Source organism: Pantoea sp. SGAir0418 (genome assembly GCF_043529865.1).
The window spans coordinates 2,586,369-2,603,767 of sequence record NZ_CP027911.1; the positions used below are offsets into that span (position 1 = coordinate 2,586,369).

At 55.7% G+C, this 17,399-nt stretch carries 12 protein-coding genes; 4 read left to right on the forward strand and 8 right to left on the reverse strand.

Features of this window, described 5'->3' with window-relative positions:
* Window positions 1–16 precede the first annotated feature (16 nt).
* From lpxK to serC, 8 genes are all read right to left on the reverse strand, one after another.
* The gene (gene lpxK, locus C1N84_RS12055; RefSeq protein WP_264441459.1) at window positions 17–1,018 is read right to left on the reverse strand and encodes a tetraacyldisaccharide 4'-kinase; all 1,002 of its coding nucleotides are present in this window, start codon (window positions 1,016–1,018) and stop codon (window positions 17–19) included.
* A complete protein-coding gene (msbA, locus tag C1N84_RS12060; RefSeq protein WP_021508343.1) occupies window positions 1,015–2,763 on the reverse strand; it encodes a lipid A ABC transporter ATP-binding protein/permease MsbA in 1,749 nt (582 codons plus the stop codon). Before msbA ends, lpxK begins: the two co-directional genes overlap by 4 nt.
* Window positions 2,764–2,797: 34 nt before the next feature.
* Window positions 2,798–5,026, reverse strand: a complete 2,229-nt coding sequence (locus C1N84_RS12065) for a DNA internalization-related competence protein ComEC/Rec2 (RefSeq protein ID WP_264441460.1) — start codon at window positions 5,024–5,026, stop codon at window positions 2,798–2,800.
* Window positions 5,027–5,258: 232 nt separating this feature from the next.
* Entirely contained in the window at window positions 5,259–5,543 is a 285-nt protein-coding gene (ihfB, locus tag C1N84_RS12070) for an integration host factor subunit beta (protein ID WP_010618275.1), read from the reverse strand.
* An 86-nt stretch (window positions 5,544–5,629) separates the two neighbouring features.
* On the reverse strand, window positions 5,630–7,303 hold the full coding sequence (gene rpsA, locus C1N84_RS12075) for a 30S ribosomal protein S1 (protein WP_021508345.1): 1,674 nt from the start codon (window positions 7,301–7,303) through the stop codon (window positions 5,630–5,632).
* Window positions 7,304–7,425: 122 nt separating this feature from the next.
* Window positions 7,426–8,106: a (d)CMP kinase gene (gene cmk, locus C1N84_RS12080; RefSeq protein WP_394541632.1), complete on the reverse strand. Its 681-nt coding sequence runs from the start codon at window positions 8,104–8,106 to the stop codon at window positions 7,426–7,428.
* Between the two features lie 198 nt (window positions 8,107–8,304).
* Window positions 8,305–9,591: a 3-phosphoshikimate 1-carboxyvinyltransferase gene (gene aroA / locus C1N84_RS12085; protein ID WP_058769547.1), complete on the reverse strand. Its 1,287-nt coding sequence runs from the start codon at window positions 9,589–9,591 to the stop codon at window positions 8,305–8,307.
* An 85-nt stretch (window positions 9,592–9,676) separates the two neighbouring features.
* The gene (gene serC, locus C1N84_RS12090; protein ID WP_021508348.1) at window positions 9,677–10,762 is read right to left on the reverse strand and encodes a 3-phosphoserine/phosphohydroxythreonine transaminase; all 1,086 of its coding nucleotides are present in this window, start codon (window positions 10,760–10,762) and stop codon (window positions 9,677–9,679) included.
* A 311-nt stretch (window positions 10,763–11,073) separates the two neighbouring features.
* Between serC and ycaO the strand changes: the two genes are divergently transcribed.
* The 4 genes from ycaO to pflA all read left to right on the forward strand — a co-directional run bounded on the left by ycaO (window position 11,074) and on the right by pflA (window position 17,306).
* A complete protein-coding gene (gene ycaO / locus C1N84_RS12095; RefSeq protein WP_264441464.1) occupies window positions 11,074–12,837 on the forward strand; it encodes a 30S ribosomal protein S12 methylthiotransferase accessory factor YcaO in 1,764 nt (587 codons plus the stop codon).
* 352 nt (window positions 12,838–13,189) lie between these two features.
* Window positions 13,190–14,050 (forward strand): formate transporter FocA, encoded by an 861-nt coding sequence (gene focA, locus C1N84_RS12100; protein ID WP_021508350.1) that lies wholly within the window; start codon window positions 13,190–13,192, stop codon window positions 14,048–14,050.
* A 69-nt stretch (window positions 14,051–14,119) separates the two neighbouring features.
* On the forward strand, window positions 14,120–16,402 hold the full coding sequence (pflB, locus tag C1N84_RS12105) for a formate C-acetyltransferase (RefSeq protein ID WP_264441465.1): 2,283 nt from the start codon (window positions 14,120–14,122) through the stop codon (window positions 16,400–16,402).
* Window positions 16,403–16,565: 163 nt separating this feature from the next.
* A complete protein-coding gene (pflA, locus tag C1N84_RS12110; RefSeq protein ID WP_159378305.1) occupies window positions 16,566–17,306 on the forward strand; it encodes a pyruvate formate lyase 1-activating protein in 741 nt (246 codons plus the stop codon).
* The last annotated feature ends 93 nt before the right edge of the window (window positions 17,307–17,399 follow it).

The following is a 17,399-nucleotide window of genomic DNA, read 5'->3' on the forward strand; positions in this document are numbered from 1 at the left end:
TCGTCCCTTTGAATGGTTAGCGCGACCGGGCGTCGCGCGCAGCCGTACAGAGTTGCGTCAGATCGGCCAGCAATGCGGCCAGCGGCGCGCCCGCCAGATGCGCATCCACCGGCAGATACCACCAGTTAGCGCGGGCAAAATGGCGGCATTTGACCGCGTCTTTTTCCGTCATCAGCAGGCACTGTGCATCCTGAGTCAGGCTGCGTAACTCTTCTTCGCTATAAGCGTGGTGATCGGCAAAGGCTATCTCTGCCACCGGCTGCACGCCCTGCTGCTGCAGCGTAGTGAAGAAACGCGGCGGATGACCGATGCCGGCCATCGCGACAATTGGCGGCAGCTGCGTCAGCGCAGTCTGTTCGCCGGTCAGCAGATTGACCGCCAGACCCGGCTGCAGCGTCATGGCGATCTCGCCAGCCTGTGCGCTGCCCCCATTGACCACCACGGCATCTACCTGCGCCAGCCGCGATGCGCGTTCACGCATCGGCCCGGCCGGTAACCACCAGCCGTTGCCAAAGCGACGCACGCCATCCACCACCACGATTTCGCGATCGCGCTCTAGCGCATAGTGCTGCAGGCCATCATCCGTCACAATCACATCCAGCGGATGCGCCGCCAGCAGGGCCTCGATTGCCAGCCGGCGCTGCGGTGCTACTGCGACCGGCACCTGAGTGCGCTGGGCGATCAGCACCGGTTCATCACCAGCCTGTTCCGTCGCGCTATCCTGATTGACCAGCAGCGGATAGCGTTCCGCCTTACCGCCGTAACCGCGCGACACCACACCCGGACGCAGCCCCTGCTGTTGCAGCGCCTGCACCAGCCAAATCACCAGCGGTGTTTTACCGTTGCCGCCTGCGGTCAGGTTGCCAACGACAATGACCGGACAGGGCGCGCGCCAGCGGGTACGCCAGCCGCGCTGATAGCTCAGGCGAATCAGCCAGGTGATAGCGCCATACAGCAGACTCAGCGGCCACAACAGCAGCCACAGCGGCGAGCGTCCGCTCCAGATACGTTCAATCATTGACCGAACTGCAGTTTGTGCAGCTGCGCATAAGCGCCCTTCTGCGCCAGCAGCACCTCATGGGTACCGCGTTCCACGATTCGCCCATCCTCGACCACCACGATTTCGTCGGCCTTTTCAATGGTGGAGAGACGGTGCGCAATCACCAGCGACGTGCGGTTCTTCTGCAGCTCGTCCAGCGCCGACTGGATGGCGCGTTCGGATTCGGTATCCAGCGCCGAAGTGGCTTCATCGAGAATCAAAATCGGGCAGTCACGCAGCAGCGCACGGGCAATGGCGATACGCTGACGCTGGCCACCAGACAGCAGCACGCCGTTTTCGCCAATGACCGTATCGAGACCGTTATCCATCTTGTTGATGAAGTCCATGGCGTGCGCCATGGTCGCCGCCTGCTCGATTTGCTCGCGGGTGTATTCACCGTTGCGCGCATAAGCGATGTTATTGGCGATGGTGTCGTTGAACAGATGGACATTCTGCGAGACCAGCGCCACCTGATTACGCAGCGAGCGCAGGGTGTATTCCCGCAGGTCGTGGCCATCCAGCAGAATCTCGCCCTCGTTAATATCGTAAAAACGCGTCAGCAGGCTGGCCATGGTGGATTTACCCGAGCCGGAACGGCCCACCAGCGCCACGGTTTTACCCGCGGGCAGCGTGAGATTAATATCACGCAGCGCCGGAATGTCGCGGCCCGGATAGGTAAAGGTCACGTTGCGGAATTCAACGTCCCCTTTCGCACGCGTGATTTCGCGCTTGCCATTGTCGATCTCCTGCTCGCTATCCAGAATAGTGAATAGCGTCTGACAGGCCGCCATGCCGCGCTGGAACTGGGCATTGACGTTGGTCAGCGATTTCAGCGGGCGCATCAGGGCGATCATCGACGAGAACACCACGGTGATGGTACCGGCAGTCAGGGTATCCATCACGCTCGGGAAGCTGGCAGCATACAGCACAAACGCCAGCGCCAGCGACGCGATCAGCTGGATTACCGGATCGGAAATCGAAGAGGCCGAAACCAGTTTCATGCCCTGCTGGCGCATTTTATTGCTCACCTGCGAGAAACGCTCAGCTTCTACTTCCTGTCCGCCAAAAATCAGTACTTCTTTGTGCCCTTTCAGCATCTGCTCAGCACTGGTGGTTACCTGCCCCATGGTGTTCTGCATATTTTTGCTGATGCTGCGGAAGCGTTTGGATACGGTGCGGATGGCAAAAGAGACCAGCGGCGCCAGCAGGATCAGAATCAGTGACAGCTGCCAGCTGTAGTAGAACATCATGATGAACAGGCCAATGATCGATGCGCCTTCGCGTACCACCGTCACCAGCGCGCTGGAGGAGGAAGAGGCCACCTGTTCAGAATCGTAGGTAATCCGCGACAGCAGCGTACCGGTAGACTGCTGGTCAAAGAATGCAACCGGCATGCCCATCATGTGGCCGAACAGGCGACGGCGCATGTTCATCACCACATTGCCGGAGACCCATGAGATGCAGTAACTGGAGATATAACTGGTTACGCCGCGGATCAGCATCAGGCCGATGACCGCCAGCGGCATCCACAGCAGAACGGATTTGTCGGCTTTGCCGAAACCATCATCCAGTAAAGGTTTCAACAGGGAGAGCATTAGGGTGTCGCCTGCCGCATTGAGTATCAGCGCCACGGCGGACACAATCAGGCCAGCCTTGTGCGGTGCAATCATCGGCCAGAGTCGGCGAAATGTCTGCCACGTTGAGAGGTCTTTGTCTTGATGCATTATTTATTCACGCTGTTTGAAATAGCCGCTCATTCTACCTGGAATCGCGTTTGACGCCAAACCACTGATGATACCAGCGGGGGATTATTTGCTCTCTTAACCCCTTAATCTGCCAGCGACCCTGCCGTATCGCGATGTGAATCTGGCCTGATTGCGCAGTGTCATACCAGCGATAGCCCTGCTCGCGGTAACGCTGGACCACGGCGATGGCGGGCATACGCCAGGCGTTATAGCGCGCCAGCGAAGCCAGCGCCGCCTGCCCGGCAACACTCCGTAACAGTAAAGGGCCGGAGGAGCTCCGGCTGCCATGATGGGGCACCTGGATAACCGTAGATTGTAAGCCGCCCTTTTCCAGGGCGACCAGCTTGCGCTCCGCCTCCAGCTCAATGTCCCCGGTCAGTAACAGGCTAAACTGACCATCATCCACGCGCACTACGCAGGAGTCGTTATTTTGCCCGGCGGTCTGCGCGTGCGGCGGCCATAGCGCGTGGAAGTGCAAACGCCCCCACTGCCACTGCTGGCCGCGATAGCACGGCAGATGCCCGGGCTCGCCGAGCGCGCTGCGAACCCGCAGACCAGGCTGCGCCTGTTGCAGCGCGGCTAATCCACCACGGTGATCGAGATGCTTGTGGCTCAGGATCACCCCTTGCAGTTGGCGCCCGGTGTAGTGCAGCCAGGGTAACAGAATGCGCCCGCCTGCATTGTCCTCTGCCCAGCCGGGTCCGCTGTCATACAGCATCACCTCATCTCCCTGGCTGATCGCCACCGCCAGACCATGTCCGACATCGATCATGTCAATCTGCCAGTCGTCCTGCTGGGCATTACTGCGCCAGAACCACAGCGAGAGCAACAGCGCGCAGCAGGGCATCAGCGCCTTCGCGAGCAAGCCGCTACGCCACAGCGCCAGCCCGGCCCAGAGCAGCAGCACCGCCGGCAGCGTATCGCTCCAGCGCCACCAGCCGGCGGGCAGCCACGCCAGCCCATGCATCACCAGGCTGACCGACAGATCGGCCAGCTGCCATAGCGGAACAGCGATTGCAGGCAGCGGCAACAGCATCGCCAGCAGAATCAGCGGCACGGTAATCAGCGACACCACCGGCACCGCCAGCAGGTTGGCCACTAGCGCGCTCAGGCTGAGCCCGTGGAACAGAAAGATCTGCAGCGGCGCCATCAGAATCATCATGCCCAATTGCAGGTGCAGCAGTCGCAGCATGAGCCAGCGACGCGACTGGCGGAAACGTGGCGGCAGAGGAAACCACTGAAACCACAGTATCAGCATCGCCACGGCCAGCGCCGACAGCCAGAAGCTTTCTGACAGCACCGTCAGCGGATCAAGCCATAACAAACTCCCCACGCAGAGCGCCCACACCTGCCAGTTGCTCAGCTGCCAGCCAGATATACGCGTCGCCAGCCACAGTGTTAACGCCAGCATCGCGCGCTGTGCCGGCGGATGACTGCCGGAGATCCAGCAATAAGCTGCCGCTGTTAACCCGCTGATCAGCAGCGGCATCAGATAGCCGATTTGCCTGGCAGGTAACACTAACTGGATGACGCGCGCCAGTAGCCAGCCTACGCTGGCCGCCAGCGCGATATGCATGCCGGAGATGGCCATCAGGTGCGCGGTACCGGTTTCGCGCAGCAAGGCTCGCTGGGCCGGGGTCATCGCATCACGCACGCCAAAGGCCAGTGCCTGTACTATCGCGGGCTGCGTTAACCCGCTGAAACGCGCCAGATGATGATCGATAAAACGCGTCCGCCAGCTGCAGCGCAGAGACTCAGCCTGCTGGCTGACAATACGCCCCTGCAGCGCGCTGTGGTTAGCAATGGCAAAACGCTGCAGATCAAATTCGCCCTCGTTGAGCCGGGCGTGCACCGCACGTAGCCGCAGCTGCATCTGCCAGCGCTGTCCGGCACACCAGGCGACCTCATCGCTGACATTACGCAGCGTGACAAACAACGGTGGAAAGACGTAGCGGTCACCTGCCCGGATTACCTGCGCCGTGAGCTGGTTCTTCGCGGGATTCACTGCAGTTATCTGAAGCGTGGCCGCCACCGGTGCCACGGTCAGTTGCTCAAGGTTATCGACCGTCTGACGCGCCTCGATCAGTGCCCAGCTCAACAGCAGCAAGCCCAGTCCGGCGTAGCGCAAAAACATTACTGACGTACACGCCAGCAACAGTGCGCTTATTAATAGCAGCACAATAGTGCTGTAAGCGGGGATGTGCGGCAGCATACCCAGCGGCAGCGCCGCGAGGAGCATCATTCTGGCTACCACTGTTATTGTCACGCGCACGCCCTCTTCTGTCATTGCCGCGCATTGTGCGCGCTGGCAGAGGCAAAAGCATGCGGCTAAATGTCGATTTCAGAGAGGCATTACGCGCAGTTTATGGTGGTTGCAGGAAATAAACAGCAATATGGAAGCAGGATCGCAAGCCTGAACGCGAGGCAAAAAAAAACGACACCTGCAGGTGTCGTTTTTATCGTTCGGTAACGGCTTAGCCGTAGATATTTGCACGGTCACGCAATTCTTTGCCTGGCTTGAAGTGGGGAACGTATTTACCTTCCAGTTCCACTTTGTCACCCGTTTTCGGGTTACGACCAGTGCGCGGTGCGCGGTAGTGCAAAGAAAAGCTGCCGAATCCCCGGATTTCAATGCGCTCGCCCTGGGCCAGCGTAGTGGCCATGTGCTCGAGCATCTCTTTGACCGCATCCTCAACGACTTTCGCCGGGATATGAGTATGCTGGCCAGCAAGTCTTTCAATCAGTTCTGACTTGGTCATGTAACCTCCGGTTAATCCCTGTTTGGAAAGGTATGACAGCTTTTACCGAAACCGGACGATTTTCACCGTCCGGTGCTTCGGGTCGATTACTCGCCTTTAGCCGCTTTGAACGCTTCAGCCATTGCGTTAGAGAAGTTGCCATCTTCCTGTTTGGTGTTAACAGTGTTGATAGCTTCTTTCTCGTCAGCCTGGTCTTTAGCACGAACAGACAGGCTCACAACGCGGTTCTTACGGTCAACGCCGGTGAATTTCGCTTCAACGTCGTCACCTACGCTCAGAACCTGAGTGGCGTCTTCGATGCGGTCCAGAGAAGCTTCAGAAGCGCGCAGGTAACCTTCTACGCCGTCAGCTAATTCTACTGTAGCACCTTTAGCGTCAACTGCAGTGACTTTACCCGTCACGATTGCGCCTTTCTTGTTCAGGGTGATGTAGTTGTTGAATGGATCTTCAGCCAGCTGCTTCACGCCCAGAGAAATACGCTCACGCTCTGCGTCAACCTGCAGTACAACGGCAGCGATTTCGTCGCCTTTCTTGTACTCACGAACGGCTTCTTCGCCAGTCGCGTTCCAGGAGATGTCAGACAGGTGAACCAGACCGTCGATGCCACCGTCCAGGCCGATGAAGATACCGAAGTCAGTGATTGACTTGATTTTACCTTCAACGCGATCGCCTTTGTTGTGGGTCTCTGCGAACTGCTGCCATGGGTTAGATTTGCACTGTTTCAGACCCAGGGAGATACGACGACGCTCTTCGTCGATGTCCAGAACCATAACTTCAACCACGTCACCTACGTTGACAACTTTAGATGGGTGGATGTTTTTGTTGGTCCAGTCCATTTCAGACACGTGCACCAGGCCTTCAACGCCTTCTTCGATTTCAACGAAGCAGCCGTAGTCAGTCAGGTTGGTCACGCGACCGGTCAGTTTGGTACCTTCCGGATAACGCTTAGCGATAGCAACCCATGGATCTTCGCCCAGCTGTTTCAGGCCCAGAGATACACGAGTACGCTCGCGGTCGAACTTCAGCACTTTAACAGTGATTTCGTCGCCCACGTTGACGATTTCGCTTGGATGCTTAACGCGCTTCCACGCCATATCGGTGATGTGCAGCAGGCCGTCAACGCCACCCAGGTCAACGAATGCGCCGTAGTCAGTGAGGTTCTTAACGATACCTTTGACTTCCATGCCTTCCTGCAGGTTTTCCAGCAGCTGATCGCGCTCAGCGCTGTTTTCAGATTCGATAACCGCGCGGCGAGAAACCACGACGTTGTTACGCTTCTGATCAAGCTTGATTACTTTGAATTCAAGCTCTTTGCCTTCCAGGTGCAGAGTGTCGCGGACCGGACGAACGTCAACCAGTGAACCTGGCAGGAACGCACGAATACCGTTCAGCTCAACTGTGAAGCCACCTTTAACTTTGCCGTTGATAACACCGGTAACAGTTTCAGCGTCTTCGTAAGCTTTTTCCAGCGTGATCCAAGCTTCGTGACGTTTAGCTTTCTCACGGGACAGCAGGGTTTCACCGAAGCCGTCTTCTACTGCATCCAGAGCAACGTCAACTTCGTCGCCCACCTGGATTTCCAGTTCGCCGGCTGCGTTCTTGAACTGTTCTGCAGGGATAGCAGATTCAGATTTCAGACCCGCATCAACCAGCACGACGTCTTTGTCGATAGCAACAACGACGCCACGAACGATGGAACCCGGACGGGTTTCGATTTCTTTCAGGGACTCTTCAAAGAGTTGAGCAAAAGATTCAGTCATATTGATAATCTTAGGATTCTTCAATTTAACGTCCACCTGACGTCATTGTCGGATGGGGTTGTTTCACATGCCCTGCACCGCTTCCCTGGCACAGGGTTACTACAATTCGGTCGCCGAAAAGATTAAATGCCCAGCTTCTGGCGGGCATAATCTAGTGCCTTTTCAATCACTTGCTCAATAGTCATGCTGGTTGAATCCAGCACCAGAGCATCAGCGGCTGGCACTAAAGGCGCGATGGCGCGGTTACGATCGCGGTCGTCACGTTCCTTTATCTCGGATAAAAGGCGATCAAAGTTAACACTAAAGCCCTTTTCCTGCAACTGTAGCATACGGCGATGCGCACGCTCTTCGGAGCTGGCATCGAGGAAAATTTTAACGGGCGCGTCCGGGAAAACTACGGTGCCCATATCACGTCCATCGGCGATTAAACCCGGCTCCTCGCGGAAAGCACGCTGTCGGCGCAGCAAGGCTTCACGCACGCGTGGAAATGCCGCCACGCGCGACGCCGTGTTGCTCACTTCCTGGGTGCGGATTTCGCCGGTGACATCCTCACCTTCCAGCACTACCTGCATTTCACCGTCTACCGACAGAAAACGCACGTCAAGGTGCGCCGCCATAGGCAGCAGCGCTTCTTCCGACTCGATATCCACCTGATGATGCAGCGCGGCCAGAGCCAGTACGCGATAAATAGCCCCTGAATCCAGCAGGTGCCACTGCAACGACTCCGCCATCGCTTTACATAAAGTCCCTTTACCCGCGCCGCTTGGGCCATCAATGGTAATTACCGGGGCGATTGCCGTCATTGTTCTCTCCTGTTGCTGCGTGCTGATGATCAGCCTTCTTGGCTGTCTGGATTGCGCGGCATTATACGCTGCCCGCGTCCGCTTGGTTACCCTTTAGCGTAGACAGCGCCAGAAATTTCGACAGTTTCAGAACAATTTCCCGCCAGTGAGGCCAGCAGAGGGTTCAGAAGCCCGGCACAGCGGTACCGGGCTGGCGGATTAGGATGCGTGGCTGATTTTTGCCAGCTGCTGGAAGTAATCCGGGAAGGTTTTCGCCGTACAGCCGGGATCGAGAATGGTTACCGGCGTGTCGGACAGCGCAACCAGCGAGAAACACATCGCCATACGGTGATCGTTGTACGTGCCGATATCGGCGTGCTGTAACTGCGCAGGCGGTGTGACGCGAATAAAATCGTGCCCCTCTTCCACTTCCGCACCAACTTTACGCAACTCGGTGGCCATGGCCGCCAGGCGATCGGTCTCCTTTACGCGCCAGTTATAGATGTTGCGCATCAGCGTGGTGCCTTCAGCAAACAGCGCGGTGGTAGCGATTGTCATTGCCGCATCCGGAATATGGTTCATGTCCATATCAATGGCGTTCAGCGCACCGCGCGTGCAGGCAATATAGTCATCGCCCCACTCAATCACTGCTCCCATCTTCTCCAGCACATCGGCAAAACGGATGTCGCCCTGCACACTGTTGCGGCCAATGCCGGTAACCCGGACCGTACCGCCGCGAATTGCCGCAGCGGCAAGGAAATAGGACGCTGACGACGCATCGCCTTCCACCAGATAATCACCCGGCGACTGATACTGCTGCTGACCTTTCACCACAAAGCGCTGATAGTGCTGATTATCAACGTCCACGCCAAAGCAACGCATCAGGTGCAGGGTGATATCAATGTAGGGTTTGGAAACCAGCTCGCCTTTGATGGTGATCGTGGTGTCGTTCTGTGCCAGCGGCGCGGTCATCAGCAGCGCCGTCAGGAACTGGCTGGAAACGCTGCCATCGACACTGACTTCGCCGCCGGTAAATCCGCCGTTCAGACGCAGCGGCGGATAGTCGGTTTGTTCGAGGTAATCAATGCGCGCGCCGCCCTGCCGTAACGCATCGACCAGATGGCCGATCGGACGCTCTTTCATGCGCGGTTCGCCGGTCAGCACCACCGACTGCTCGCCGAGGCACAGTGCGGCCGCCAGCGGACGCATCGCGGTTCCGGCATTGCCCAGGAACAATTCCAGCGGCTGTTCGGCACGCAGCGGTCCACCGTTGCCGACCACTTCACACACGGTGCGATCGGCTGACAGGGTATAGCTGACGCCCAGCGCCTGCAGCGCATTCAGCATGTGTTTAACATCATCGCTGTCAAGCAGGTTGGTCAGGCGCGTGGTGCCGTTCGCCAGCGCGGCCAGTAACAGGGCGCGGTTTGATACGCTTTTTGAGCCCGGTAAGTTTACCGTGCCGTCAACGCGGGCAATCGGCTGTAAAGTCAGGGAGTCCTGCATGTGAAACCAAATCTCCAGAAATACGAGACCCCGTCCAGTGACAGGGTCTGATGCCAGCCGGGCAGGCTGGCACTAAAGTAGATAATTAACCGTGACGACGTTCGAAGTCGACCATGAATTCGGTCAGCGCTTTAACGCCTTCCAGCGGCATCGCATTGTAGATCGAGGCACGCATACCGCCAACCACACGGTGCCCCTTCAGCGCATGCAGGCCCGCCTTCAGTGATTCTTCAAGGAACACCTTATCCAGCGCAGCATCGGCCAGCTGGAAAGGCACGTTCATCCGGGAACGGTTTTCACTGGCGACGTCGTTACGGTAGAAGCTGCTGCTATCAATCACGCCGTACAGCAGATCGGCTTTCGCCTGATTAACCTTGTCCATCTCTGCTACACCGCCCTTCTCTTTCAGCCATTTGAACACCAGGCCGGAGAGATACCAGGCAAACGTCGGCGGCGTGTTAAACATCGAATCGTTTTCGGCCAGCACTTTGTAGTCGAGAATGGAGGGCACCCAGCGCTGCGCTTTGCCCAGCAGGTCATCACGCACCACCACCAGCGTCAGGCCAGCGGGACCGATGTTTTTCTGCGCGCCGGCATAAATCACGCCGTAGCGGCTGATGTCGAGTGGGCGGGACAGGATGGTCGAAGAGAGATCGGCCACCACCACTTTATCGCCGAAGTCTGGCTCTTCATCGATGGCAATACCGTCGATGGTTTCATTCGGGCAGAAATGCACATAAGCAGCATCATCGCTGAGCTGCCATTCACGCATCGGTAACAGTGCGCGTTTACCCTCACGGGTGGTTTTGATGTCAATGGCGTTCGGCGAGCAGAATTTTTCTGCTTCTTTAATAGCACTGTGCGCCCAGTAGCCGCCGTCGATGTAATCCGCGCGGCTGGCATCGCCCAGCAGGTTGCCCGGGATTGCCGCGAACTGCGCACGCGCGCCGCCATGGCAGAATAATACTTTGTAGTTGGCCGGGATTTTCAGCAGATCGCGAAAATCCTGCTCCGCCGCTTCCGCGACTTCAATAAACTCTTTGCTGCGGTGACTGATTTCCATCACCGAGGTGCCTAAGCCATGCCAGTTTGTCAGTTCTTGTTCTGCACGACGAAGCACTTCCACCGGCAGCATTGCCGGTCCGGAGCTAAAATTATAAACCTGCGCCATTTCCCCTCACCATTGTCATATCGAACGGTTATGAATACCCCATCGGTTTTATCATTGCCTCCGGATGGCTGCAATCATTTATCCGGCAGCGATCACATTTCCAGATCCCGCTCCACCGCAGCTTATGTCACAAATGTAATAAGCCACGGAATTTTGTGAGGCAGCGCGGTGAAGTAAAATCAGACAGCTGCCAGAGCGCGAAAAAGCCGTAACAATGCGTTGAGAAATTTGGCGGAGCAATAGCGAAGCAGGCGCAAAACCCGTATTATTGCGCGCTTTACGCCCAACCATCGACTTGAGAGAGCGCCACCATGACGCAAACGTTTATTCCAGGTAAAGACGCCGCACTGGAAGACTCCATCGCACGCTTCCAGCAGAAACTGCAGGATCTGGGTTTCAACATTGAAGAAGCTTCCTGGCTGAACCCGGTGCCGCACGTCTGGTCTGTGCACATTCGCGACCGCGACTGCCCGCTCTGTTTTACTAACGGTAAAGGCGCCAGTAAAAAAGCGGCGCTGGCCTCAGCGCTGGGCGAATATTTTGAGCGCCTCTCAACCAACTACTTCTTTGCCGATTTCTGGCTGGGCGAAACCATCGCTAACGGCGACTTCGTGCACTACCCGAACGAGAAATGGTTCTCGCTAACCGACGATGACAGCCTGCCGGAAGGCATTCTGGATGCGCGCCTGCGTAAGTTTTACGATCCGGAACAGAGCCTGAGCGCGTCCGATCTGGTGGATCTGCAGTCTGGTAATGCCGATCGCGGTATCTGCGGCCTGCCATTTACCCGCCAGTCCGATCAGCAAACTGTTTATATTCCGATGAACATCATCGGCAACCTGTATGTGTCTAACGGCATGTCCGCTGGCAACACCGCCAATGAAGCGCGCGTACAGGGCTTATCCGAAGTGTTTGAGCGCCATATTAAAAACCGCATTATTGCGGAATCCATCAGCCTGCCGGAAATTCCTGAAGCGGTGATGCAGCGCTATCCTGGCGTGGTGGAGGCTATCAATCGTCTTGAAGCAGAAGGTTTCCCGATTTTCTCCTACGACGCTTCGCTGGGCGGCAACTATCCGGTGATCTGTGTGGTGCTGTTCAACCCGGCTAACGGCACCTGTTTTGCCTCTTTTGGCGCCCATCCGGACTTTGGTGTCGCGCTGGAACGTACCGTCACCGAACTGCTGCAGGGTCGCGGCCTGAAAGATCTCGACGTGTTTACCCCGCCCACCTTCGATGATGAAGAAGTGGCTGAACACGCTAACCTTGAAACCCACTTCATTGATTCCAGCGGTCTGATCTCCTGGGATATGTTCAAAGACGATGCCGACTATCCCTTTGTCGACTGGAGCTTCGCCGGCACCACCCATGAAGAGTTCGATACGCTTATGGCGATCTTCCGTGCGGAAGATAAAGAAGTGTATATCGCCGACTACGAACATCTGGGCGTTTACGCCTGCCGCATTATCGTACCGGGCATGTCTGATATTTACCCAGCCGAAGACCTGCTGCTGGCGAATAACAACATGGGTGCATCACTGCGTGAAACGCTGTTGTCCCTGCCGGCAACCCAGTGGCAACCCGAGGAGTATCTGGCTCTGATCGAACAGCTGGATGAAGAAGGTCATGATGACTTCACCCGCGTGCGTGAACTGCTGGGGCTGGCGACCGGCAAAGACAACGGCTGGTTCACGCTGCGTATTGGCGAGCTGAAAGCGATGCTGGCGCTGGCCGGTGGCGATCTGGATCAGGCGCTGATCTGGACGGAATGGACCATGGAGTTCAACCAGTCGATCTTCAGCCCTGAGCATGCCAATTACTACCGCTGCCTGCAGACTCTGCTGCTGCTGGCGATGGAAGAAGATCGCGATCCGCTGCAGTATCATCGCGCGTTTGTGCGCATGTATGGCGAAGCCGCCGTCGACGCCGCTTCGGCTGCCATCAGCGGTGAGGCACCGTTCTACGGTCTGCAGGTGGTTGACCGCGATCTGCACGCGTTCCCGGCGCATCAGGCACTGCTGGCCGCGTATGAAAAATTACAGGCGGCAAAACGTCGTTACTGGTCTGCGAAATAAATCGGCGCATTTTGTCTGTGTCGAATTAGACTGAAAATTAACGGGCACTGGCAGTATCCAGTGCCTTTTTTTATGCCGCTGAAAATTCATCGGGCGCAGAAAATAATAAATAACAATTCACTATCATTGATAAACAGCATTTAACAAAATAGCTCTTAAGCCAGCCGCACCTTCAACTTATTTTGCATAAATTAAAAATTATTTATTTATTAACTTTCAATGATTTAATTGATTTTTTGCTCGTTTTGCCGCTTTGCTTAACCCTGCCGTTTCGGCAAATATGATCCACATCAACTCCTGACCTATACTCCTTTGTTAGTATCTTTACAGACAATTTCTGGAGAGCGTTAGTGTGAAAGCTGACAACCCTTTTAATTCATTATTACCGGCGGCGATGGCAAAAGTCGCAGAAGATGCCGGTGTCTATAAAGCGACGAAACATCCCTTAACCACCTTCTTTCTGGCTATCACTGCTGGCGTCTTTATTTCCATTGCCTTTGTGTTTTATATCACCGCCACCACCGGCAGCGGCACTATGCCGTACGGCATGGCCAAATTGATCGGTGGCATCTGCTTCTCACTGGGTTTGATGCTGGTTGTGGTCTGCGGCGCTGATTTGTTTACTTCAACGGTGCTGATCGTGGTGGCAAAAGCCAGCGGACGCATTACCTGGCTGCAACTGGGTCGTCACTGGCTCAATGTCTACGTTGGCAACCTGTGCGGCGCGCTGTTTTTTGTGGCGCTGATTTGGCTGGCCGGTGAGCATATGGTTGCTAATGGCGCATGGGGATTGAATGTCTTACAGACCGCCGACCACAAAATGCATCATACGTTTATCGAAGCGGTAAGCCTCGGTACACTGGCTAACCTGATGGTGTGTCTGGCGGTGTGGATGAGCTACTCCGGCCGTAGCCTGCTCGACAAAATGGTAGCGATGATTTTACCGGTTGCGATGTTTGTAGCCAGCGGCTTTGAGCACAGCATCGCCAATATGTTCCTGATCCCGATGGCCATCATGATTCGCGATTTTGCCAGCCCGGAATTCTGGCAGATGACCGGTGCCAGCGCGGCGCAATTTCCTGCACTGGGCATTGGCGATTTTATTGTTAATAACCTGATTCCCGTAACCATCGGCAACATCATTGGCGGCGGTCTGTTAGTCGGGTTGACCTATTGGGTTATCTATCTGCGCGACGGTGAGTCCGCGCACTGAGTCATTAAGTACGGGCGTGCTGAGCAGCGCGCCATACGTTACAGTCTCCCTAAATAAGGCAGGTATATCATGTCCGAACTGAATGAAAAAATGGCGTCAGCCTGGGAAGGATTTAGCGCCGGTGAATGGCAGAACAGCGTCAACGTCCGTGACTTCATCCAAAAAAACTACACGCCGTATGAAGGTGACGAAGCATTCCTCGCCGGCGCGACGCCAGCCACCACCAAACTGTGGGACAGCGTGCTGGAAGGCATCAAAATTGAAAACCGTACCCATGCACCGGTTGATTTCGACACTGATTTAGCGTCTACCATCACCTCACACGATGCGGGCTATATTAACAAATCGCTGGAAACCATCGTTGGTCTGCAGACTGAAGCCCCGCTGAAACGCGCCATTATCCCGTTTGGCGGCATCAAAATGGTGGAAGGCTCCTGTAAAGTTTACGGCCGCGAGCTGGACCCAGCGCTTAAGAAAGTTTTCACCGATTACCGCAAAACCCACAACCAGGGCGTGTTTGACGTTTACACCCCGGATATCCTGCGCTGCCGTAAATCCGGCGTGCTGACCGGTCTGCCAGATGCGTATGGCCGCGGTCGTATTATCGGTGACTACCGTCGCGTCGCACTGTACGGCATCGACTACTTGATGAAAGACAAAGTGGCTCAGTTCAACTCACTGCAGAGTGACATGGAAAATGGCGTTGATCTCGAGGCCACCATTCGCCTGCGTGAAGAGATTTCTGAACAGCACCGCGCACTGGGCCAGATCAAAGAGATGGCAGCCAAATATGGCTTTGATATCTCTCTGCCAGCCACTACCGCGCAGGAAGCAGTACAGTGGACCTACTTCGGTTACCTCGCAGCAGTGAAATCACAGAACGGTGCCGCGATGTCGTTTGGTCGCGTGTCCACCTTCCTCGACGTTTACATCGAGCGCGATATCAAAGCCGGTAAACTGAGCGAAGAGCAGGCACAGGAACTGATTGACCATCTGGTGATGAAACTGCGTATGGTGCGCTTCCTGCGTACGCCGGAATACGATGAGCTGTTCTCTGGCGACCCAATCTGGGCCACTGAATCACTGGCTGGTATGGGCGTTGACGGTCGTACGCTGGTGACGAAAAGCACCTTCCGCTTCCTGAACACGCTGTACACCATGGGTCCATCACCGGAACCAAACATGACCATCCTGTGGTCTGAGAAACTGCCGGTTAACTTCAAAAAATATGCGGCAAAAGTCTCCATCGACACCTCATCGCTGCAGTATGAGAACGATGACCTGATGCGTCCGGACTTTGACAATGATGACTACGCCATCGCCTGCTGCGTGAGCCCGATGATTGTCGGTAAACAAATGCAGTTCTTCGGCGCACGTGCCAACCTGGCTAAAACACTGCTGTACGCAATCAACGGCGGTGTGGATGAGAAGCTGAAAATGCAGGTCGGCCCGAAAGAAGCGCCAATCACTGACGATGTGCTGGATTATGACACCGTGATGGCGCGTCTGGACCACTTCATGGACTGGCTGGCAAAACAGTACGTCACGTCACTCAACATCATTCACTACATGCATGATAAGTACAGTTATGAAGCTGCGCTGATGGCGCTGCACGATCGTGACGTTTATCGTACCATGGCGTGTGGTATCGCGGGCCTGTCTGTCGCCGCGGACTCACTTTCAGCGATTAAATATGCCAAAGTGAAACCTGTCCGTGATGCCGATGGTCTGGCAGTGGACTTCGAAATTGAAGGTGAGTATCCGCAGTTCGGTAACAACGACCCGCGCGTGGATGATCTGGCCTGTGACCTGGTTGAACGTTTCATGAAGAAAATTCAGAAACTGCAGACCTACCGTAATGCGGTGCCAACGCAGTCGGTACTGACCATCACCTCCAACGTGGTATACGGTAAGAAAACCGGTAACACGCCGGATGGTCGTCGCTCCGGTGCGCCATTTGGACCCGGTGCCAACCCAATGCATGGCCGTGACCAGAAAGGTGCTGTCGCTTCACTGACTTCCGTGGCCAAACTGCCATTTGCCTACGCCAAAGACGGTATCTCTTATACCTTCTCTATCGTACCGAATGCGCTGGGCAAAGATGATAACGTGCGTAAAACCAACCTTGCTGGCCTGATGGATGGTTACTTCCATCACGAAGCCAGTATTGAGGGCGGCCAGCACCTGAACGTTAACGTCATGAACCGTGAAATGCTGCTGGATGCCATGGAGCACCCTGAGAAATATCCTCAGCTGACCATCCGCGTTTCCGGTTATGCCGTACGTTTCAACTCGCTGACGAAAGAGCAGCAGCAGGATGTGATTACCCGTACCTTTACTCAGTCGCTGTAATCCTCCTCACTGTAATCGAAAGGCTCCTGCGGGAGCCTTTTCTCCACAAGCCAGTTTTGCCAGTCTGCTTTTGCAGGCAGTCTGGCAAAACCGACTTACATCCTCAGAGCACAACACAGATTGTGCCGCCTGCTCGCCAGGCTGAACCGGAGAATACATCGCAATGTCAACCATCGGTCGTATCCACTCGTTTGAATCATGCGGCACCGTTGACGGTCCCGGCATCCGTTTTATCACCTTCTTCCAGGGCTGCCTGATGCGCTGCCTGTACTGCCACAACCGCGATACCTGGGACACTCACGGCGGTAAGGAGATTACCGTCGATGAGCTGATGAAGGATGTGCTGTCGTATCGCCACTTTATGAATGCGTCTGGTGGCGGCGTGACGGCATCCGGCGGTGAAGCCATTCTGCAGGCTGAATTTGTGCGCGACTGGTTTCGCGCCTGCCAGGCCGAGGGCATCCATACCTGCCTCGACACCAACGGCTTTGTGCGCCGTTACGATCCGGTGATCGATGAACTGCTTGATGCAACTGACCTGGTGATGCTCGATCTCAAGCAGATCAATGATGATATCCATGAGATTCTGGTCGGCGTGTCAAACCACCGCACGCTGGATTTCGCCCGCTATCTGCAAAAGCACGGTAAAAGGACCTGGATTCGCTATGTGGTCGTGCCGGGTTATTCGGACGATGACGATTCGGTGCATCGCCTTGGTGAATTTACTAAAGACATGACTAACATAGAGAAAATCGAGCTGCTGCCTTATCACGAACTCGGCAAGCATAAATGGATTGCGATGGGTGAAGAGTACAAGCTGGAAGGCGTGAAGCCGCCAACGAAAGAGACCATGGAGCGGGTGAAAAATATTCTTGCCGGTTACGGCCACAACGTCATGTATTAAGACGGTTGGCCTGCAGCTGAAGCTTTACCGGTAAGAAACAGAGCGTTACCGCCGGGACATTTGCGACAGGTTGCGAATGTCCCGTTTAAGCAC